The organism is Pseudomonas putida (genome assembly GCF_002025705.1).
Lineage (GTDB): Bacteria > Pseudomonadota > Gammaproteobacteria > Pseudomonadales > Pseudomonadaceae > Aquipseudomonas > Aquipseudomonas putida_J.
The window spans coordinates 5,906,591-5,926,848 of sequence record NZ_CP018846.1 but is presented as its reverse complement, the minus strand read 5'-3'; the positions used below and the strand labels follow the sequence as shown (position 1 = coordinate 5,926,848).

The 20,258-nt window shown below is 62.4% G+C and carries 18 protein-coding genes and 1 pseudogene; 13 read left to right on the top strand and 6 right to left on the bottom strand.

Translation table 11 applies throughout. The features are described 5' to 3' along the window. The first annotated feature begins 274 nt into the window (after positions 1–274). Positions 275–1,864 carry an ABC transporter substrate-binding protein gene (locus BUQ73_RS26745; RefSeq protein WP_079230331.1) on the top strand — a complete coding sequence of 530 codons (1,590 nt, stop codon included), beginning with the start codon at positions 275–277 and terminating at the stop codon, positions 1,862–1,864. 244 nt (positions 1,865–2,108) lie between these two features. Here BUQ73_RS26745 and radC read toward each other — a convergent pair whose 3' ends face one another. Beyond that, positions 2,109–2,789, bottom strand: a complete 681-nt coding sequence (gene radC / locus BUQ73_RS26740; protein WP_079230330.1) for a RadC family protein — start codon at positions 2,787–2,789, stop codon at positions 2,109–2,111. A 128-nt stretch (positions 2,790–2,917) separates the two neighbouring features. Between radC and coaBC the strand changes: the two genes are divergently transcribed. The 4 genes and pseudogenes from coaBC to argB all read left to right on the top strand — a co-directional run bounded on the left by coaBC (position 2,918) and on the right by argB (position 7,038). Next, positions 2,918–4,129, top strand: a complete 1,212-nt coding sequence (gene coaBC, locus BUQ73_RS26735) for a bifunctional phosphopantothenoylcysteine decarboxylase/phosphopantothenate--cysteine ligase CoaBC (RefSeq protein ID WP_079230329.1) — start codon at positions 2,918–2,920, stop codon at positions 4,127–4,129. Positions 4,130–4,134: 5 nt separating this feature from the next. Further along, the gene (gene dut, locus BUQ73_RS26730; protein WP_079230328.1) at positions 4,135–4,590 is read left to right on the top strand and encodes a dUTP diphosphatase; all 456 of its coding nucleotides are present in this window, start codon (positions 4,135–4,137) and stop codon (positions 4,588–4,590) included. 135 nt (positions 4,591–4,725) lie between these two features. Further along, a pseudogene (locus BUQ73_RS26725) lies at positions 4,726–6,099 on the top strand (phosphomannomutase/phosphoglucomutase); the annotation flags it as partial. Between the two features lie 30 nt (positions 6,100–6,129). Further along, a complete protein-coding gene (gene argB, locus BUQ73_RS26720) occupies positions 6,130–7,038 on the top strand; it encodes an acetylglutamate kinase (protein ID WP_079230326.1) in 909 nt (302 codons plus the stop codon). Positions 7,039–7,205: 167 nt separating this feature from the next. Here the strand turns inward: argB and pyrE are convergent, their stop codons facing one another. Continuing rightward, positions 7,206–7,847: an orotate phosphoribosyltransferase gene (pyrE, locus tag BUQ73_RS26715; RefSeq protein WP_011536401.1), complete on the bottom strand. Its 642-nt coding sequence runs from the start codon at positions 7,845–7,847 to the stop codon at positions 7,206–7,208. A gap of 80 nt (positions 7,848–7,927) precedes the next feature. Here pyrE and BUQ73_RS26710 point away from each other — a divergent pair, with 80 nt between their 5' ends. Then, a complete protein-coding gene (locus BUQ73_RS26710) occupies positions 7,928–8,707 on the top strand; it encodes an exodeoxyribonuclease III (protein WP_008091582.1) in 780 nt (259 codons plus the stop codon). Positions 8,708–8,855: 148 nt separating this feature from the next. Here the strand turns inward: BUQ73_RS26710 and rph are convergent, their stop codons facing one another. After that, entirely contained in the window at positions 8,856–9,578 is a 723-nt protein-coding gene (gene rph, locus BUQ73_RS26705; RefSeq protein ID WP_060507689.1) for a ribonuclease PH, read from the bottom strand. Between the two features lie 205 nt (positions 9,579–9,783). On the opposite strand from rph, the gene BUQ73_RS26700 reads away from it, so the two are divergent. Genes BUQ73_RS26700 through BUQ73_RS26690 form a run of 4 tightly spaced genes read left to right on the top strand, consistent with a single transcriptional unit; the run spans position 9,784 to position 12,537 of the window. Next, the gene (locus BUQ73_RS26700) at positions 9,784–10,647 is read left to right on the top strand and encodes a YicC/YloC family endoribonuclease (protein WP_079230325.1); all 864 of its coding nucleotides are present in this window, start codon (positions 9,784–9,786) and stop codon (positions 10,645–10,647) included. 13 nt (positions 10,648–10,660) lie between these two features. Next, complete coding sequence (gene gmk / locus BUQ73_RS26695) at positions 10,661–11,281, top strand: guanylate kinase (protein ID WP_079230324.1); 621 nt, start codon at positions 10,661–10,663, stop codon at positions 11,279–11,281. A 54-nt stretch (positions 11,282–11,335) separates the two neighbouring features. Next, positions 11,336–11,695: a transposase gene (locus tag BUQ73_RS28805; RefSeq protein WP_237772709.1), complete on the top strand. Its 360-nt coding sequence runs from the start codon at positions 11,336–11,338 to the stop codon at positions 11,693–11,695. Beyond that, a complete protein-coding gene (locus BUQ73_RS26690; protein ID WP_322114594.1) occupies positions 11,608–12,537 on the top strand; it encodes an IS3 family transposase in 930 nt (309 codons plus the stop codon). Before BUQ73_RS28805 ends, BUQ73_RS26690 begins: the two co-directional genes overlap by 88 nt. Positions 12,538–12,669: 132 nt before the next feature. Here BUQ73_RS26690 and BUQ73_RS26685 read toward each other — a convergent pair whose 3' ends face one another. The 3 genes from BUQ73_RS26685 to BUQ73_RS26675 all read right to left on the bottom strand — a co-directional run bounded on the left by BUQ73_RS26685 (position 12,670) and on the right by BUQ73_RS26675 (position 16,469). Further along, positions 12,670–14,208 (bottom strand): APC family permease, encoded by a 1,539-nt coding sequence (locus BUQ73_RS26685; protein WP_060483799.1) that lies wholly within the window; start codon positions 14,206–14,208, stop codon positions 12,670–12,672. A 118-nt stretch (positions 14,209–14,326) separates the two neighbouring features. Continuing rightward, the gene (locus tag BUQ73_RS26680; RefSeq protein WP_079230323.1) at positions 14,327–15,082 is read right to left on the bottom strand and encodes a gamma-glutamyl-gamma-aminobutyrate hydrolase family protein; all 756 of its coding nucleotides are present in this window, start codon (positions 15,080–15,082) and stop codon (positions 14,327–14,329) included. A gap of 4 nt (positions 15,083–15,086) precedes the next feature. After that, the gene (locus tag BUQ73_RS26675; protein ID WP_079230322.1) at positions 15,087–16,469 is read right to left on the bottom strand and encodes a glutamine synthetase family protein; all 1,383 of its coding nucleotides are present in this window, start codon (positions 16,467–16,469) and stop codon (positions 15,087–15,089) included. Positions 16,470–16,674: 205 nt separating this feature from the next. Here BUQ73_RS26675 and BUQ73_RS26670 point away from each other — a divergent pair, with 205 nt between their 5' ends. The 3 genes from BUQ73_RS26670 (at position 16,675) to spoT (ending at position 20,239) form a co-directional block, all read left to right on the top strand. Beyond that, the gene (locus BUQ73_RS26670) at positions 16,675–17,547 is read left to right on the top strand and encodes a LysR family transcriptional regulator (RefSeq protein WP_079230321.1); all 873 of its coding nucleotides are present in this window, start codon (positions 16,675–16,677) and stop codon (positions 17,545–17,547) included. A 260-nt stretch (positions 17,548–17,807) separates the two neighbouring features. Continuing rightward, complete coding sequence (rpoZ, locus tag BUQ73_RS26665) at positions 17,808–18,071, top strand: DNA-directed RNA polymerase subunit omega (RefSeq protein WP_016394025.1); 264 nt, start codon at positions 17,808–17,810, stop codon at positions 18,069–18,071. Between the two features lie 59 nt (positions 18,072–18,130). Continuing rightward, positions 18,131–20,239, top strand: a complete 2,109-nt coding sequence (spoT, locus tag BUQ73_RS26660) for a bifunctional GTP diphosphokinase/guanosine-3',5'-bis pyrophosphate 3'-pyrophosphohydrolase (protein ID WP_079230320.1) — start codon at positions 18,131–18,133, stop codon at positions 20,237–20,239. Positions 20,240–20,258 lie beyond the last annotated feature (19 nt).

Below are 20,258 nucleotides of genomic sequence, written 5' to 3'. Positions count from 1 at the left end.
GAGGTCTTATCGACCGGATCCGCTGATGCGACAGGCCGAGCCCCTAGAAAAGAGCGCTGCTTTATACCAGAAAGACTACGCCGCAACAACAGAAGATGAGCTTCCATGTGCTGCAAATCGCGCGCGAGCAGCATAACGACTCGCCCGGCGCGCTGTCGACCGCTCGTCGCCAAGCGTCTGAAAAAGAAGGTGGTCATTTGCGAAAACGCGCACTAGGGTAGGACGTTTCCAGACTGCACCGGCAGATGGGCCACTGACCAGCCAAGGAGCCACGATGCGTGCTGCCGCCCTTTCCTTATTGTTCACTTCTTTGCTTGCCGCAGGCGCCGCCCAGGCCGCACCGCTGAGCGTATGCAGCGAGGCCAGCCCCGAAGGCTTCGATGTGGTCCAGTATAACTCGCTGACCACCACCAACGCCTCGGCCGACGTGCTGATGAACCGCCTGGTTGAATTCGATGCCGCCCAAGGCAAGGTCGTGCCGAGCCTGGCGCAGAGCTGGAGCGTTTCGGCCGACGGCCTGGTCTATGACTTCAAGCTGCGCGAGGGCGTCAAGTTCCACACAACGCCGTACTTCAAGCCAACCCGTGAGCTGAATGCCGACGACGTGCTGTTCAGCTTCCAGCGCATGCTCTACCCCGCCCACGCCTGGCACAAGACCGCTCCGGGCGGCTACCCGCACGCCCAGTCGCTGCAACTGGGTAGCCTGATCAAGGCCATCGAGGCCCCAGAGCCAAACACCGTGCGCTTCACCCTGACCCACGCCGACGCCACCTTCCTGGCCACCCTGAGTATGGGCTTCGCCTCGATCTACTCGGCCGAATACGCCGACAAGCTGCTCAAGGAAGGCAGCCCGGAAAAACTCAACAGCCAGCCGATCGGCACCGGCCCGTTCGTGTTCCAGCGCTTCCAGAAGGATGCCGTGGTGCGCTACCGCGCCAACCCGGATTACTTCGACGGCAAGCCGGCGGTCGACCCGCTGATCTTCGCCATCACCACCGATGCCAACGTTCGCCTGCAGAAGCTCAAGCGCAACGAATGCCAGGTGGCCCTGTCACCCAAACCGGTGGACATCGCCGAAGCCGGCAAGGACGGGAACCTGAAGGTCGCCACCACCCCGGCGTTCATGACCGCCTTCGTCGCCATCAATAGCGAACACCCGCCGCTGGACAAGCCTGAAGTACGCCAGGCAATCAACTTGGCCTTCGACAAGCAGGCCTACCTCAAGGCCGTGTTCGAAGACACCGCCACCGCCGCCAATGGCCCCTACCCGCCCAACACCTGGAGCTACGCCAAGGACCTGCCCGGCTACCCGCTGGACCTGACCAAGGCCAAGGCGCTACTGGCCAAGGCTGGCGTGGCTGACGGCTTCAGCACCACCATCTGGACCCGCCCGTCGGGTAGCCTGCTCAACCCCAACCCGAGCCTGGGGGCACAGATGCTCCAGGCCGACCTGGCGAAGATCGGCATCAAGGCAGAGATCCGCGTGATCGAGTGGGGCGAGCTGATCCGCCGGGCCAAGGCGGGTGAGCATGACCTGCTGTTCATGGGCTGGGCCGGTGACAACGGCGACCCGGACAACTTCCTCAGCCCGCAGTTTTCCTGCGCTGCGGTGCAATCGGGCACCAACTTCGCACGCTTTTGCGACACCCGCCTGGACCAGTTGATCAGTGCCGGGCGCACCACCAACGACCAGAGTGTACGCAGCCGGCTGTACCAACAGGCGCAGACCTTGATCCAGCAGCAGGCGCTGTGGGTGCCGCTGGCGCATCCGACGGCAGCGACGCTGTTGCGCCAAGGTGTCGAGGGCTATCAGGTGAGTCCGTTCGGGCGGCTGGACTTCAGCAAGGTGTCGGTGGATCGGTGAGTCTTCTGGGGTGCCTGCCTTGAGGTTCTTGGCGCCTACGAGACCGAGCACCGCCCGCGCGGCGCATCGCGGATAAATCCGCTCCTACATTTGCTGCAACGTGGCCATGGCCTGATAGGTTCGGCACGTTGCAACAGATGTAGGAGCGGATTTATCCGCGATGCGCCGCGCGGGCGGCGCTCGGTCCCACAGGCGCCACATCCCTCAAGGCAGGCGCCTTGCAGCCCTGACCGCATTACCCCGCCTAAGCCGCCACCCACCCCTGCTCGACCATCGACAGCGGCTCCCCGTCGCCAATGATGATGTGGTCCAGCACCCGCACATCGATCAGCGCCAACCCCCGTTTCAGCGACAGGGTAAGGTGCACATCGTCCTGGCTGGGCTCGCTGTGCCCCGAGGGGTGGTTGTGGCACAAGATCAGCGCCGCCGCGTTGTGCTGCAACGCCCGACGCACCACTTCGCGCGGGTAGACACTCGCCCGGTCTATCGTGCCCCTGAACAGGATCTCGAACGCCAGTGGCCGGTGCTTGGTATCCAGAAACAGGCAGCCGAACACCTCGCTCACCTCATGGCGCAGCATGGATTTCAGATAGCGCCGCACGGCTGCCGGGCTGTCCATGGCCGACTCGCGCTCGATAGCGGTAGCCAGGTGCCTGCGCCCGATCTCCAGCAATGCCTGCAACTGACCGTACCTTACCGGGCCCAGCCCAAGCTCACCGACGAAGGCTTCACGGTCGGCCTCCAGCAACTGGCGCAAGCCGCCGAACCTCACCAGCAGGCCTCGGGCCAGCTCCACGACATTGCGCCCACGCACGCCAGAGCCCAGAAATACGGCCAGTAGCTCCGCATCGGTCAGGCTTGCAGCCCCGCGCTGCATCAACTTCTCCCTTGGCCGCTCTTCAGCCGGCCACTCCCTGATATTCATCCCTGTTCCCTGCCCTTGCTGCGGCCCGTTTCGGCCCTGTGTTAATCTATTTCGCCTCGTACATGCGACGTTCCGCCGCAGGCATTTTCAAACGTCGCCGCCCGCTCTCACTGGAAAAAGGCAAGCCTATGCAGCGGCTGTATCGCAAGCGCATCGTTCTCGGCGTCGGAGGTGGCATTGCCGCCTACAAAAGCGCCGAGCTGATTCGCCGACTCCTGGAGCACGGCGCGCAGGTGCGCGTCGTCATGACCCGTGGTGGTGCCGAATTCATCACCCCGCTGACCCTGCAGGCGCTGTCCGGCCACCCGGTGCACATGGATCTGCTCGACCCTGCCGCCGAAGCGGCCATGGGCCACATCGAACTGGCCAAGTGGGCCGACCTGGTGCTGATCGCCCCGGCTACCGCCGACCTCATGGCGCGCCTGGCCCAAGGCATGGCCGACGACCTGCTGACCACCCTGGTGCTGGCCACCGACGCCACCGTGGCCGTGGCCCCGGCGATGAACCAGGCGATGTGGCGCGACCCGGCCACCCAGGCCAACCTCGAACTGCTCAAGAGCCGCGGCATCCAGGTGTTCGGCCCGGCCTCGGGCAGCCAGGCCTGTGGCGACGTGGGCCTGGGCCGCATGCTCGAAGCCACCGACCTGGCCTGGTGCGCCGCAGAAAGCTTCAAGCGCCAGGCGCTGACCGGCAAGCACGTGCTAATCACCGCTGGCCCGACCCAGGAAAACATCGACCCGGTGCGCTACATCACCAATCATAGCTCCGGGAAGATGGGCTTCGCCTTGGCCGAAGCGGCCGCCGAAGCCGGTGCTCGGGTGACCCTGGTGACTGGCCCTGTGCACCTGCCGACCCCCGACCGGGTGCAACGCATCGACGTGGTCAGCGCGCGGGACATGCTCGCGGCCTGTGAAGCCGCCATGCCATGCGACCTGTTCATCGCCTCCGCCGCGGTCGCGGACTACCGCCCAGAGGTGGTTGCCCCGCAAAAGCTCAAGAAGGATCCTACGACCGGCGACGGCATGCTGCTGCAGATGGTGCGCAATCCCGATATCCTTGCCACCATCGCTGGCCGTGCCGACCGCCCGTTCAGTGTCGGCTTTGCCGCCGAGACCGAACACTTGCTCGATTACGCCACGCGCAAGCTCAAGGACAAGAACCTCGACCTGATCGTCGCCAATGATGTGGCCAACCCCAGCATCGGCTTCAACAGCGAGGAAAACGCCCTGACCGTGATCGATCGCCAGCAGCACCAGACCCTCTTCGCGCAGACCAGCAAGGGCAAGATCGCCCGGCAACTGGTCGCCTTCATCGCCGAACGGCTCAATCAGGTTCAATAAGTTACATGCACGCTCTTCAAGCCAAGATCCTCGACCCACGCCTGGGCAGCGAATTCCCGCTGCCGCAATACGCCACCCCAGGCTCCGCCGGTCTCGACCTGCGCGCCCTGCTGCAAGAGGACACCGTCCTTGAGCCGGGCCAGACCCTGCTGATCCCCACCGGGCTGTCGATCTACATCGGTGACCCGGGCCTGGCGGCCATGATCCTGCCGCGCTCGGGCCTGGGCCACAAGCACGGCATCGTGCTCGGCAACCTGGTCGGCCTGATCGATTCGGATTACCAGGGCGAGCTGATGGTGTCGTGCTGGAACCGTGGCAACACGCCGTTCACCATCGCCGTCGGCGAACGCATCGCACAACTTGTCCTGGTGCCTGTGGTACAAGCGCATTTCGACATCGTCGAAAACTTCGACGAAAGCCAGCGTGGCACTGGCGGCTTCGGCCATTCCGGTAGCCACTGAGCCAACCAACGACCGTTCAGGCCAAGGATGGCGAACTCTCTGGCGATTCCACCGTCCAAGCGTTCAGTTTGCGCCTGCCCAGAAAGCCTTTGACTAATGGAGTTTCCCGAGATGAACGACATGGCCCACCTGGTCCCGGCACTGCCGGCTAGCATCTTCCGCGCCTATGACATCCGCGGCGTGGTCGGCAAGACCCTGCACGGCGAAACCGCCTACTGGATCGGCCGCGCCATCGGCGCGCAGACCATCGCCCAGGGCGAACCGCAGATTTCCGTTGGCCGTGATGGCCGCCTGTCAGGCCCGATGCTGGTCGAGCAATTGATCAAAGGCCTGGTCGATGCCGGTTGCCAGGTCAGCGACGTCGGCCTGGTGCCGACCCCGGCGCTGTACTTCGCCGCCAACGTGCTGGCCGGCAAGTCCGGTGTGATGCTCACCGGCAGCCACAACCCGTCGGACTACAACGGCTTCAAGATCGTCATCGCGGGCGACACCCTGGCCAACGAGCAGATCCAGGCCCTGCTGACCCGCCTGCAGACCAACGACGTGCCACGCGGCGAAGGCAGCGTGCAAAAGGTCGAGATCCTCGATCGTTACTTCCAGCAAATCGTCGGAGACGTGAAGCTGGCGAAGAAGCTTAAGGTAGTGGTGGATTGCGGCAACGGCGCTGCTGGCGTGGTTGCGCCGCAATTGATCGAAGCGCTGGGCTGCGAGGTCATCCCGCTTTTCTGCGAGGTTGACGGCAACTTCCCCAACCATCACCCGGACCCGGGCAAGCCGGAAAACCTCGAAGACCTGATCGCCAAGGTCAAGGAAACCGGTGCCGACATCGGCCTGGCGTTCGACGGCGACGGTGACCGCGTTGGCGTGGTGACCAACACCGGCAGCATTGTCTACCCTGACCGTCTGCTGATGCTGTTCGCCCTGGACGTGCTGGAACGCAACCCGGGCGCCGAGATCATCTTCGATGTCAAATGCACCCGCCGCCTGACCCCGCTGATCGAACAGCACGGTGGCCGCGCCCTGATGTGGAAGACCGGCCACTCGCTGATCAAGAAGAAGATGAAGCAGACCGGCTCGCTGCTGGCCGGCGAAATGAGCGGGCACATCTTCATCAAGGAGCGCTGGTACGGTTTCGACGACGGTATCTACAGTGCCGCGCGCCTGCTGGAGATCCTCAGCAAGGCCTCGCAGAACGCTGAAGACCTGTTTGCCGCCTTCCCGAACGATATTTCCACGCCGGAAATCAACATTGATGTGACCGACGAGGGTAAATTCAGCATCATTGATGCACTGCAACGCGACGCCGAATGGGGCGAAGCCAACCTGACCACCATCGACGGTGTGCGGGTCGACTACCCGAAAGGCTGGGGCCTGGTCCGCGCCTCCAACACCACACCGGTGCTGGTGCTGCGTTTCGAGGCCGAAAGCGCCGCCGAGTTGCAACGTATCAAGGATGTTTTCCGCGCCCAGTTGCTGCGGGTTGCCCCTGAGCTGCAACTGCCGTTCTGACCGACTATCTGTTCCTTACAGGAGCCCTGCATGACCCTCGATCGCGATGCCGCTTCCCATGTAGCCGAGGTTTTGTCCGAAGCACTGCCTTACATCCGCCGCTTTGTCGGCAAGACCCTGGTGATCAAGTACGGCGGCAACGCGATGGAGAGCGAAGAGCTCAAGACCGGCTTTGCCCGTGACATCGTGCTGATGAAGGCCGTGGGCATCAACCCGGTGGTCGTGCACGGTGGCGGCCCGCAGATCGGCGACCTGCTCAAGCGCCTGTCGATCGAGAGCCACTTCATCGATGGCATGCGCGTCACTGACGCCGCGACCATGGACGTGGTGGAAATGGTCCTCGGCGGCCAGGTCAACAAGGACATCGTCAACCTGATCAACCGCCACGGCGGCAGCGCCATCGGCCTGACCGGCAAAGACGCCGAGCTGATTCGTGCGAAGAAGCTCACCGTCAGCCGCCAGACCCCGGAAATGACCCAGCCGGAAATCATCGACATCGGTCACGTCGGCGAAGTGGTAAGCGTCAACACCGACCTGCTGAACATGCTGGTGAAAGGCGACTTCATCCCGGTGATCGCGCCAATCGGCGTGGGCGCCAACGGTGAGTCGTACAACATCAACGCCGACCTGGTGGCAGGCAAGGTTGCCGAAGCGCTGAAGGCCGAGAAGCTGATGCTGCTGACCAACATCGCCGGCCTGATGGACAAGCAGGGCCAGGTCCTGACCGGCCTGACCACCGAGCAGGTCAATGAACTGATCGCCGACGGCACCATCTACGGCGGCATGCTGCCGAAGATCAAGTGCGCACTGGAAGCAGTCCAAGGCGGCGTCAACAGCTCGCACATCGTCGATGGCCGCGTGCCGAATGCGGTGCTGCTGGAGATCTTCACCGACAGCGGCGTCGGCACCCTGATCACCAACCGCAAGCGTCACGGCTAACCTGCCCCGGCCTCTTCGCGGGTAAACCCGCTCCCACAGGGATATCACAGCCCTCAAAGGCAGCGATGTACTTGTGGAAGCGGATTTACCCGCGAAAGGGCCGGAACAGGCGGCACAAAAAAGGCGACCTTCTCACGAAGGTCGCCTTTTTCATTACCGGACCAGGATCAGATCCCGTACTGCGCCCGATAAGCTTCCACAGCCGGCAGATGCTGCTTGAGCTGCGGGTCATCGGCGAGGAACTCCAGCACCTGAGTCAGCGAAACAATGCTGACCACTGGAATACCGAAGTCACGCTCCACTTCCTGGATCGCCGACAGCTCGCCATTGCCGCGCTCTTCGCGGTTCAGCGCGATCAACACGCCTGCCGCCTTGGCCTGCTGGGCGTTGATGATCTGCATGACCTCGCGAATGGCGGTACCGGCAGTGATCACATCGTCGATGATCAGCACATCACCGGCCAACGGCGCGCCCACCAGGCTGCCGCCTTCGCCGTGATCCTTGGCTTCCTTGCGGTTGAAGCACCAAGGCACGTCGAGCTGATGCTGCTCGGCCAGGGCCACAGCAGTGGCCGCCGCCAGGGGAATACCCTTGTAGGCTGGGCCGAACAGCACGTCGAACGGGATCTTGCTGTCGACAATGGCTGCCGCGTAGCAACGGCCCAGTTGCGCAAGGGCGGAACCGGTGTTGAACAGGCCGGCATTGAAGAAATACGGGCTGGTACGCCCCGATTTCAGGGTGAATTCACCGAAGCGCAGCACGCCGCGATCGATGGCAAAACGGATGAAGTCGCGCTGATACGGCTGCATGTAAGGTCCCGGACACCACGGATTTAGCTAAATGGGTTGAGCTCGGGTATCATACACGCACGAGATTTTTGGGGCCATTTATGCGGATCATCAGTGTGAACGTGAATGGCATTCAGGCTGCAGCCGAGCGTGGATTGCTCAGCTGGTTGCAAGCCCAGAATGCCGACGTCATCTGCCTTCAGGATACCCGCGCCTCGGCCTTTGAACTCGACGACCCAGCTTTCCAGCTCGATGGCTATTTCCTTTATGCCTGCGACGCGGAGGTACCCGCCCAAGGTGGCGTGGCACTTTACTCGCGCATGCAGCCCAAGGCAGTCATCACCGGCCTGGGTTTCGAGACAGCCGACCGCTACGGGCGTTATCTGCAAGCAGATTTCGACAAAGTCAGTATTGCCAGCCTGCTGCTGCCTTCGGGTATGAACGGCGACGAAGACTTGAACCAGAAATTCAAGTTGATGGACGACTTCGCCAAGTACCTGGATAAACAGCGTCGCAAGCGTCGCGAATACATCTATTGCGGCTCGTTCTACGTGGCGCAGCAGAAGCTCGACATCAAGAACTGGCGTGACAGCCAGCAGTCGCCAGGCTTCCTGCCGCCAGAGCGGGCGTGGATGGATGCGATCACCGGCGACATGGGCTATGTCGATGCCCTGCGCGAAGTCAGCCGTGAAGGCGACCAGTACAGCTGGTGGCCGGACAACGAACAGGCCGAGATGCTCAACCTGGGCTACCGGTTCGACTACCAGATCCTCACCCCGGGCCTGCGCCGCTTCGTGCGTAACGCCCGCCTGCCGCGTCAGCCGCGCTTCTCGCAGCATGCGCCGCTGATCGTCGACTATGACTGGACGTTGACCATCTAAAAAGCATTGGGGCCGCTTCGCGCCCCTTTCGCGACACAAGGCCGCTCCTACAGGGGAACACGTATTCCTGTAGGAGCGGCCTTGTGTCGCGAAAGGGCTGCAAAGCAGCCCCAGCTTTATTTGATCGGTCGAAGGATCATCGACAAACTCAGTCGGCCAGCGCGGCGTTCTGCAATTCGAAGATTTCGTTCATGCCCTTTTGCGCCAGGGCCAGCATGGCGTTGAAATCTTCAGGCTGGAACGGCGCACCTTCGGCGGTGCCCTGTACTTCGATGAAACCACCGGCGCTGGTCATGACCACGTTCAGGTCGGTTTCGGCAGCCGAGTCTTCCAGGTAATCCAGGTCGAGTACCGCTTCGCCCTGGTACATGCCCACCGATACGGCAGCGATCATGTGCTTGAGCGGGTTGCCGGCCTTCAGGCCACCGCGCTTCTTGATCACGGCCAGGGCGTCGCACAGGGCGACCATGGCGCCGGTGATCGAAGCGGTGCGGGTACCGCCATCGGCCTGGATCACGTCGCAGTCGATGTACAGAGTGATGTCACCGAGCTTGCTCATGTCCAGCGCGGCACGCAGCGAACGGCCGATCAGGCGCTGGATTTCCAGGGTACGGCCGCCTTGCTTGCCACGGCTGGCTTCGCGCTGGTTACGCTCACCGGTGGAACGCGGCAGCATGCCGTACTCGGCGGTCAGCCAGCCTTGGCCCTGGCCTTTGAGGAAGCGCGGTACGCCGTTTTCGACGCTGACCGTGCAGATGACTTTGGTGTCACCGAACTCGACCAGTACCGACCCTTCGGCGTGCTTGGTGTAGTTGCGGGTGATGCGGATCGAGCGGAGCTGATCGGCGGCGCGACCACTTGGACGTTTCATCTGGGATACCTGTACTGGGACTTTGAATCTGCCCGCCATTATAGAGCCCGTCGCCCACAGAGGACATGCCTATTGTCGCGCTCCCGGCAGCCTGTCGACTTTTCCCACTCGCTGGCACGCGCTCTGTAACATGGGCGGATTGGGCGCCACGTGCGCACTGCGCTACAATCCCGCGCCTTCAATTCATTTACGCGAGGTACTTCCCATGGTGCACAGCATGACCGCTTTTGCTCGTGTCGAGCGCGCAGGCAGCCAAGGCACGCTGGTCTGGGAATTGCGCTCGGTCAACCACCGTTACCTTGAGCCTCACCTGCGCCTGCCGGACGCCCTGCGCGACCTCGAAGGCGCGGTACGTGAAGGCCTGCGCCAGGGCCTGTCGCGTGGCAAGGTCGAATGCACCTTGCGCCTGCACGAAGACAGCAACGGCAAGCCGCTCAAGGTCGACCGCGAGCGCGCCGCGCAGCTGGTCGCCGCTGCCGAAGAGGTCGCCGGCCTGATCAAGCAGCCAGCTGCGCTCAACCCGCTGGAAGTGCTTTCCTGGCCCGGCGTGCTGGTAGCCGACGCCACTGACCCGCAGGCCCTGAATGCCGAAGCCGTAGCGTTGTTCGACGAGGCCTTGGCCGAACTCAAGGCCGGGCGCCTGCGCGAAGGCCAGGAACTGGCCCGGCTGATCAACGAACGCCTGGACAGCATGACCACCGAGGTCACCACCTTGCGCGCCCTGGTGCCACAGATGCTCGCTGCCCAGCGGCAGAAGATCATCGACCGCTTCGGTGACCTCAAGGCCGAGCTCGACCCGCAGCGCCTGGAACAGGAGATGGTGCTGCTGGCACAGAAGAGCGACGTTGCCGAAGAGCTCGACCGCCTCAGCACCCACGTCAACGAAGTGCGCCGGGTGCTCAAGTCCGGGGGCGCTGCCGGTCGGCGCCTGGACTTCCTGATGCAGGAACTCAACCGCGAAGCCAACACCTTGGGCTCCAAGGCCTTCGACCCACGCAGCACGCAAGCGGCGGTCAACCTGAAGGTGTTGATCGAACAGATGCGTGAACAAGTACAGAACATCGAGTAAGGCCACCCCGACCATGAATCAAAGCAGCGGCACCCTCTATATCGTTTCGGCACCGTCCGGCGCCGGCAAGACCAGCCTGGTCACCGCCCTGATCAAGGCCGACCCCCGCGTCAGCGTCTCGGTCTCGCACACCACCCGCGCCATGCGCCCGGGCGAGCAGCACGGCGTGAACTACCACTTCGTCAGCCATGACGATTTCAAGGGGCTGATCACCCAGGGTGACTTCCTCGAGCACGCCGAAGTGTTTGGCAATTTCTACGGGACTTCGCGCAGCGCGCTGCAAGAGGTGCTGGACCAGGGCAACGACCTGATCCTGGAAATCGACTGGCAAGGCGCCCAGCAGGTTCGCAAGCTGATGCCCGAGGCGCGTTCGGTGTTCATCCTGCCGCCAAGCCAGCAAGCCCTGCGCGAGCGTCTGGACGGCCGTGGCCAGGACAGCGAAGAGATCATCGCTGGCCGCATGAAGGAAGCTGTCAGCGAGATGGAGCACTACGACGAGTATGAGTACGTCATCATCAATGACGACTTCGACGTGGCGCTGGAGGAATTGAAGGCAGTGTTCGTGGCCAATCGCCTGCTGCTGAAGAAGCAGCAGCAGCGCCACGGTGGCCTGCTGGAAGAATTGCTCGCCTGAAGATTGATGGGGGCTGCTTTGCAGCCCTTTCGCGACACAAGGTGAACTGGCCTAATGATTTTGGACACCTTCATCGGGCGCTATGATGGCGCCCAATTGGAGGCAAAATCAGTGCGCAAGTCTTATTCGAAAGAACACAAAATCCAAGCTGCCGAAATGGTCCTGGACGGTGGCCAGTCAGTTCCTGAGGTATGCGAAATCCTCGGGATTGGCCGTACAGCCCTTCGCCGTTGGGTTGAGCAGGTACGCCAGGAGAGAGAGGGTAAGGTTCCGACTGGAGCCAAAGCCATCACTCCGGAGCAGCAACGTATCGAAGAGCTGGAAGCATTGGTTCGTCAAAAGGATCGGGATATCGAAATCCTAAAAAAGGCCAGTGCTCTCCTGCTTCGGGACTCCAAAGATCGTTCTCGCTGATCAACGAGCTGAGTGAGCAATACGGTGTTGTCGACTGCTGTCGTGTGCTTGGGGTCAAACGCAGTAGTTTCTATGCATGGCGCAAACGCCAAGGGCGTGAGAATCCCGGCAGGGATGCTCTACGCTCGCGTGTAATCAATCACTTCATGGCGTCACGAAGCTCCGCGGGTTCACGCACGTTGATGCAAGAACTGCGGCGTGAAGGCCATGTGGTTGGGCGTTACAAAGTGCGTGCGCTTATGCGTGAAGCTGGCCTGAAATGCCGGCAGCGTAGGCCACACCGGTATCGGTCATCAGGCACGGAAGCACTGATTGCGGAAAACCAACTGAAGCGAAACTTCAAGGTTTCAACGATCAACGAGGTCTGGTGTGGCGATGTGACTTACATTCAGGTTGGCAGACGTTGGCTGTACTTGGCCGCAGTAATCGACTTGTACGCACGCCGAGTTGTGGGCTGGGCGTTTTCAATGACTGCTGATGCCAAGTTGGCCTGTGACGCGCTGCGCATGGCGTCTGAGTCCAGAGGCAAGCCTACGGGCGTGATGTTTCATTCAGATCAAGGTTGTCAGTACACCAGCCATAAATTCAGGGCTGTACTTGAAGAGTGCAGCTTGAAACAGAGCATGAGCCACCGTGGCCAATGCTGGGACAATGCGGCCATGGAGCGATTCTTCGGGGCATTGAAATCAGAATGGGTGCCAGCAGGAGGCTATGAATCCGAAGCTGAAGCTAAAGCCGACATCATGGCTTATTTGGTGCGCTACAACCTAAAGCGTCTCCACAGCTACAACGGCTACGAGACCCCGGTAGCTATGGAGGAAAAGCTCAGGGCAGCGGCATGAACCTTAACCGGTGTCCAAAATTACTTGACCAGATCAAGGCCGCTCCTACAAGGGACCGTGTCAGCATCGGCTGATGCGACCCCCTGTAGGAGCGGCCTTGTGTCGCGAAAGGGGCGCAAAGCGCCCCCAAAATTATTCCTGCAATGGCAAGGTGGCCTGCTGGCGCAGGGTAGCCCCCAGGAAGTAGGCCGGCGCGCGCATCCGCGAAATCATCATCAGCACGATCCCCAGTGCCGAAATGATCGCCGCAATCACGAACACCAACCCCAACCCCGCCACATGCGAGCCACTGCCGAAATCCGGCGAGGCGCTGTCGATGGCCGTACGCACGAAGATCACCGACAGGATCACCCCTCCCACCAGCGGGCACAGGCCACGCATGAAGAAGTGGCGCAGGCTGCCGAACAGGCTGTCGCGGAAGTACCAGACACAAGCGAATGCGGTCAGCGAGTAATAGAAGCAGATCATCATGCCCAGCGCCGTGATGGTGTCAGCCAGCACGTTCTCGCTCAGGGTACGCATGGTCACGTAGAACAGGCCCGCCGCCACACCAGCGCAGATGGTCGCGTAACGCGGGGTTTGCGAGCGCGGGCAGACGCTGGCGAATTTCTGCGGCACCGCGCCGTAGTAACCCATGGCCAACAGCGTGCGCGCCGGCGACACGAAGGTCGACTGCAGCGACGCCGCGGTGCTCGCCAGTACCGCAATCGACATCAGGATCGCCAACGGCCCCATCACCGGCCCGGCCAGGTGAGCAAACACGTTTTCCTGGATGCGCGGGTTGTTCAGGCCCAGGCCATGCTCGCTGATGCCTGCGAACTGCAGGGTGGCGATGGCGGTGACCAGATACAGGCCAAGGATCAGCAGCACCGTCCAGGTCGCCGCCTTGCCCGGCACTTCGTCGCTGCCGATCGACTCTTCGCTGACAGTCAGGCACACGTCCCAGCCCCAGAAAATGAAGATCGACAGTGACAGCCCCGCAGCAAAGGCCGAGAACGACTCGACACCGAACGGGTTGAACCAGGCGAAATCGAACTCCAGCGGCGGCGGCGCGGTGGTACCGCCGAAGGCCGCGAAGGCAAAGCCGAGCAATACCATCAGCTGTAGCGCCACCAGGCCGTACTGCACGGTCATGGTGGTGGCCATGCCACGACAGCAGATCCACACCGCCAGGGCAATGAACACGCAACAGGTGGCGATATTGATCAACAGGTTGTCGGCCAGGGCTGCCAGCTCGTGGTGGCCGGTGATCTGGCTGAGGAACAGATAGAAGAAGTCGACGGCAACGCCTGCCAGGTTGGACAGCACGATGGTGGTGGCAACGACCAGCCCCCAACCGCCGATCCAGCCGATCATCGGGCCAAAGGCGCGGGCCGACCAGGTAAACGAAGTGCCGCTGTCCGGCTCGGCCGAATTCAGTTCGCGATAGCCCAGGGCAACCAGCAGCATCGGCAGGAAGCCGACGATGAACACGGCAGGAAGATGAGCACCGACCTCACGTACGGTCGGGCCAAGGGCGCCGGTCAGGGTGTAGACCGGGGCAATGGTGGAAATGCCCAGCACCACGCTGGCCAGCAGGCCAAGACGGCCCTTGGCCAGGCCTTTGCTGCGTTGAGTGCTGCCCGAGTCGGCCACATCGGGTGGGCGGCCGGCTTCTGTGTAATTGCTCATGAGTTTTTGCCGTAACTATTGGAATTGTTTTCACAGGCCCTGATCCCAAGGCCTGCTTCCACTCATTGAAAGCGCACTGACGGGGGTGAGTCATCCCGGACTTTTGGCTGACTTGCTGTCAGACCTCCCGTGCAGCATGGGCAATGCAGGCCTCGCGGAACGCCTGGAAAAGGCGCCTTGAGACCGGGTTGTCGGCGAAACGCCATTCCGGGTGCCACTGCACACCAAGCACAAAGCCCGGTGCGTCAGGCATCGACACCGCTTCGATCAGACCATCCGGGGCCCGTGCCTCGACCCGCAGGCCCGGTGCCAGGTGGTCGATGCCCTGGCTGTGCAACGAGTTGACCTCGAACTGCGCAGCCAGGCCCAGGCGCTCGAACAACCCGCCAGGCGCAACGCTGACAGGATGACGAGGGCCGTATTGCACCTCCAGCGGTGCGTCCTCCGGTTCACGGTGATCCAGGTAGCCGGGCAGCTCCTGCACGCGCTGGTGCAGGCTGCCGCCCAAGGCCACATTCAACTCCTGGAAGCCACGACAGATGCAGAACACAGGCACACCGGCGGCAATCGCCGCCTGCAGCAACGGCAGGGTCAGCCGGTCTCGGGCAAGGTCGTGTCGGGTCCCTTCGGCGCTGGCGGCGCCATTGTAATGATGCGGCTCGATATTTGAAGGTGAGCCGGTGAAAACAATGCCATCGAGCCGGGCCAGCAACGCCTGAGTGTCGCTGCCGCCGTCGCGGGCCGGCAGAATCAGCGGCAGCCCGGCAAAGCCCGCTGCCTCGACATACTTGTCGCCCACTGTGTGCGACGAGTTCTTCCCCACCTGCTGGCGGCAGGCGCTGATACCAATCAAGGGGACCGCAATTGCGCTCATGGGCTTACACCGTGTGCAGGTACCAGTTGTACTCGAGGTCGGAAATCGAAACTTCGAACTCGGCCAGCTCACTTTCCTTGCAGGCCACGAAGATGTCGATGTAGTCCGGGCTGATGTATTGGTTGAGGACTTCGCTGTCATCCAGCGCACGCAGGGCGTCGCGCAGATTGTTCGGCAGGCTCTGCTCCAGCTGTTCGTAGGAGTTGCCTTCGATCGGCGCACCCGGCTCGATCTTGCTGGTCAGGCCGTGGTGGATACCGGCCAGGATCGCCGCCAGCATCAGGTACGGGTTGGCATCGGCGCCAGCCACGCGGTGCTCGATGCGTACGTTTTCGCTGCTATCGGTCGGTACGCGAACAGCTACGGTGCGGTTGTCCAGGCCCCAGCTCGGCGCATTAGGCACGTAGAACTGTGCACCGAAGCGGCGGTAGGAGTTGATGTTCGGGCACAGGAAGGCCATCGACGCCGGCATGGTCTCCAGCACGCCACCGATGGCGTGGCGCAGGGCGTCGCTTTGCAGCGGGTCTTCATGGGCGAAGATGTTCTTGCCGGTTTTCTTGTCCAGCAGCGAGATGTGCACGTGCAGGCCGTTGCCCGCCTGGCCCGGGTAGGGCTTGGCCATGAAGGTGGTGTCCATTTCATGGTCGTAGGCGACGTTCTTGATCAGGCGCTTGAGCAGGATCGCGTAGTCGCAGGCCTTCATCGGGTCGGCAACGTGGTGCAGGTTGACCTCGAACTGCGCCGGGGCGCTTTCCTTGACGATCGCATCGGCTGGCAGGCCTTGCTCCTTGGCCGCTTCGAGCATGTCCTGGAGGCAGTCGGCGTATTCGTCGAGGTCGTCGATCAGGTACACCTGGGTCGACTGCGGGCGCTTGCCCGAGATTGGCGAACGAGGCGGCTGCGGGCGGCCGTTGAGGTTGTCCTGGTCGATCAGGTAGAACTCCAGCTCGAACGCGGCGCAGATATCCAGGCCCATGGCGTCGAACTTGCTCACCACTTGACGCAGCACTTCGCGCGGGTCGGCAAAGAATGGCTCACCGTCGAGTTCGTGCATGGTCATCAGCAGCTGTGCGGTCGGGCGCTTCTGCCACGGCTCGTCCGAAAGCGTGCCGGCAATCGGGAAACAGATACGGTCAGCGTCGCCGATGTCCAGGCCCAGGCCGGTGCTTTCCACGGTGGAGCCATTGATGTCGAGGGCGAACAACGAGGCTGGCAGGTTGATACCCTTTTCGTACACTTTGTGCAGGCTGGCGCGCTCGATGCGCTTGCCGCGTACCACGCCGTTCATGTCGGAAATCAGCAGGTCGACGTACTGCGTATCCGGATGGGCCTGAAGGAAGTCATTCATCTCGCTGGAAGTACTGGCGCACGGGGTGACCGACGTCATGGCTTACATCCTATGATTTGCTGCGGCGATGTGGGGATACGGCTGGCGCCTCACGGGCGACGATGGTTGCAGCTGTTGTTCTTTTCACTTTCCCATCGTGGGGATTGGTTACCCGACCGGGCGCATTGATTCCCGGGGGCCGTTTCACTATAAAATGGCCCTCACGCAACAGACATTGGCAATTCGGCAAGCAGAGCGTGCACCAATGCAATATCAAATTACCCACGCCGACCTCTCTCTGGTCCTGGCACTGGAACGCGGGCGCTCACTGGCCAAGGCCGCCGAACTGCTCAAGGTCGACGTTTCGACCGTGTTCCGCTCGATTCGCCGGCTGGAGTCGGCGCTAGGCACCGCGCTGTTCGTGAAAAGCCGCAAGGGTTACCTGCCGACCGACACGGCCCAGGCCCTGGCCGAGCAGGCCGAGCGCGCCGAGCAGGCGCTGGATGCCGCACGCATCGCCATGACCAGCGGTGAGCAGGTGGTCAGCGGCACCGTGCGCCTGACCTGCACCGAGGCGGTGATGCACAGCCTGCTGCTGCCGGCATTGGCCGCGTTCATGCCCAACTACCCGGCGTTGTCGCTGGAAATGGGCACCTCCAACACCTTTGCCAACCTCAGCCGGCGCGATGCCGACATCGCCTTGCGCCTGACCAATACGCCGCCAGAGCATCTGGTAGGGCGTTGCCTAGGCTCCACCTCCTATGTGATCTGCGGTCAGCCACAATGGCGCGAGCGCTTGAACGCTTCGGCCAGCAGCGTGCCGTGGATCGCCCCCGACGACTCGATGCAGGACCATCCGACCGTGGTCTGGCGCAACCAGCAGTATCCGGGGCTGAGCCCGCGCTACCAGTGCAGCGGCATGTCGACCATCGCCCAACTGGTGAGCACCGGGCTGGGCGTGGCGGCGCTGCCTGACTATATGGTCGATGCCCTGCCGGGGGTGGATGCGTTGAGCGGGCCGCTGCCGGGATGCGACACCCAGTTATGGCTGCTGACCCGGCCGGACTGCCGGGCGTTGCGCTCGGTGCAGACGCTGTTCGAAGAACTGACGCCGCGGTTGCGGGATGCAATGCTCTGAGGTTATCGTCGGAATCAAGTATCGAGGGTGTCTGTTCCGGCCCTTTCGCGGGCAAGCCCGCTCCCACAGCGTGAGCGGTGCTGGTGAGAGATGCATCATTCCTGTGGGAGTGGGGTTGGACGCGAAGAAGCCGACACAGGGCTCGAAGGCGACCGCCCGGCAAAACAGCGCTTCCCTATTGGCTGGTGATTTTTTAAACTATCGAGTCCGCCTGCCCATATTGGGCTGCACGCCCACCGCATTTGCTACTGAGGAAGACCATGGCCCGCGTAACTGTTGAAGACTGCCTGGAACACGTGGATAACCGTTTTGAGCTGGTCATGCTCTCGACCAAGCGCGCCCGTCAGCTGGCTACCGGCGGCAAAGAGCCACGCGTAGCATGGGAAAACGACAAGCCGACCGTGGTCGCCCTGCGCGAAATCGCCGAAGGCATCGTTACCCCTGAGTTCATCGCCGCCGAAGAGATCGTCACCGAGGATCCGGTCTTCGCCGCGTTCGAGGACGAGTCCAACGAGGCTGTCTGATCGATGCCCTGTCGACGTCGCGCGGCACAAGGCCCTCTTCCTCGGCAAGAGGTGAAACCATGCCGGGCATAGAAGCCTTAGCCGAACGGCTGTCGACCTACCTGGGCCCCGAACAGGTCAACCTGGTTCGCCGCGCCTATTTCTACGCCGAACAGGCACACGATGGGCAGCGCCGCCGCAGCGGCGAGCCCTACGTGACACATCCGCTGGCCGTGGCCAGCATCCTCGCCGACATGCACATGGACCATCAGAGCCTGATGGCAGCCATGCTGCACGACGTGATCGAAGACACCGGCATCGCCAAGGAAGCCCTCTGCCAGCAGTTTGGCGAGACCGTGGCCGAACTGGTCGATGGGGTCAGCAAGCTGACCCAGATGAACTTCGAGACCAAGGCCGAAGCGCAGGCCGAAAACTTCCAGAAGATGGCCATGGCCATGGCCCGCGATATCCGCGTGATCCTGGTCAAGCTGGCCGACCGCCTGCACAACATGCGCACCCTGGAAGTGCTGTCTGGCGAAAAACGCCGGCGCATCGCCAAGGAAACCCTCGAGATCTACGCCCCCATCGCCAACCGCCTGGGCATGCACACGGTGCGCGTAGAGTTCGAAGACCTTGGCTTCAAGGCCATGCACCCGATGCGGTCGTCGCTGATCCACCGGGCAGTGAAGAGCGCACGCGGCAACCGTAAAGAGATCGTCGCCAAGATCGAGCACTCGCTGGCCAACTGCCTGGCCGCGGACGGCATCCAGGGCGAAGTCAGCGGGCGGCAGAAACACCTCTATGGCATCTACAAGAAGATGCGTGGCAAACGTCGCGCCTTCAACGAGATCATGGACGTGTATGCCTTCCGCATCATCGTCGACAAGGTCGACACCTGCTACCGCGTACTCGGCGCCGTGCATAACCTGTACAAGCCGCTGCCTGGTCGCTTCAAGGATTACATCGCGATTCCCAAGGCCAACGGCTACCAGTCGTTGCACACCACGCTGTTCGGCATGCACGGCGTGCCCATCGAAATCCAGATCCGCACCCGCGAGATGGAAGAGATGGCCAACAACGGCATCGCCGCGCACTGGCTGTACAAGTCCAACGAAGACGAGCAGCCCAAGGGCAGCCATGCCCGGGCGCGTCAGTGGGTAAAGGGCATCCTCGAGCTGCAGCAACGCGCTGGCAACTCGCTGGAATTCATCGAAAGCGTGAAGATCGACCTGTTCCCGGACGAGGTCTATGTGTTCACGCCCAAAGGCCGGATCATGGAGCTGCCCAAAGGCTCCACCGCCGTCGACTTCGCTTACGCGGTGCATACCGACGTTGGCAACAGCTGCATCGCCTGCCGCATCAACCGCCGCCTGGCGCCGCTGTCCGAACCGCTGCAAAGCGGTTCGACAGTGGAAATCGTCAGCGCCCCGGGCGCACGGCCAAACCCGGCCTGGCTCAATTTCGTGGTCACCGGCAAGGCGCGTACGCACATTCGCCACGCCCTCAAGCAGCAGCGTCGCTCCGAGTCGATCAGCCTCGGCGAGCGCCTGCTGAACAAGGTACTGACCGGCTTCGACAGCAGCCTGGAGAAAATCCCTCAGGAGCGCATTCAGGCGATTCTTGCCGAGTACCGCCTGGAGCTCATCGAAGACCTGCTCGAAGACATCGGCCTGGGCAACCGCATGGCCTACGTGGTCGCCCGTCGCCTGCTGTCGGCCGAAGGCGAACAGCTGCCGGCGCCGGAAGGCCCGTTGGCGATCCGCGGTACCGAAGGCCTGGTGCTGAGCTACGCCAAGTGTTGCACACCGATCCCGGGCGACCCGATCGTCGGCCACCTGTCGGCGGGCAAGGGCATGGTCGTGCACCTGGAAACCTGCCGCAACATCAGCGAAATCCGCCACAACCCGGAAAAGTGCGTACAACTCTCCTGGGCCAAGGACATCGCTGGCGAATTCAACGTCGAGCTGCGTGTCGAGCTTGAACACCAGCGCGGCCTGATCGCCTTGCTGGCCAGCAGCGTCAACGCTGCCGACGGCAACATCGAGAAGATCAGCATGGACGAACGCGACGGCCGTATCAGCGTGGTCCAACTGGTGGTCAGCGTGCACGATCGTGTGCACCTGGCGCGTGTGATCAAGAAGCTGCGTACCTTGACCGGCGTGGTCCGCATCACCCGCATGCGTACGTAGTCCGCCAACCGCAAGGAGT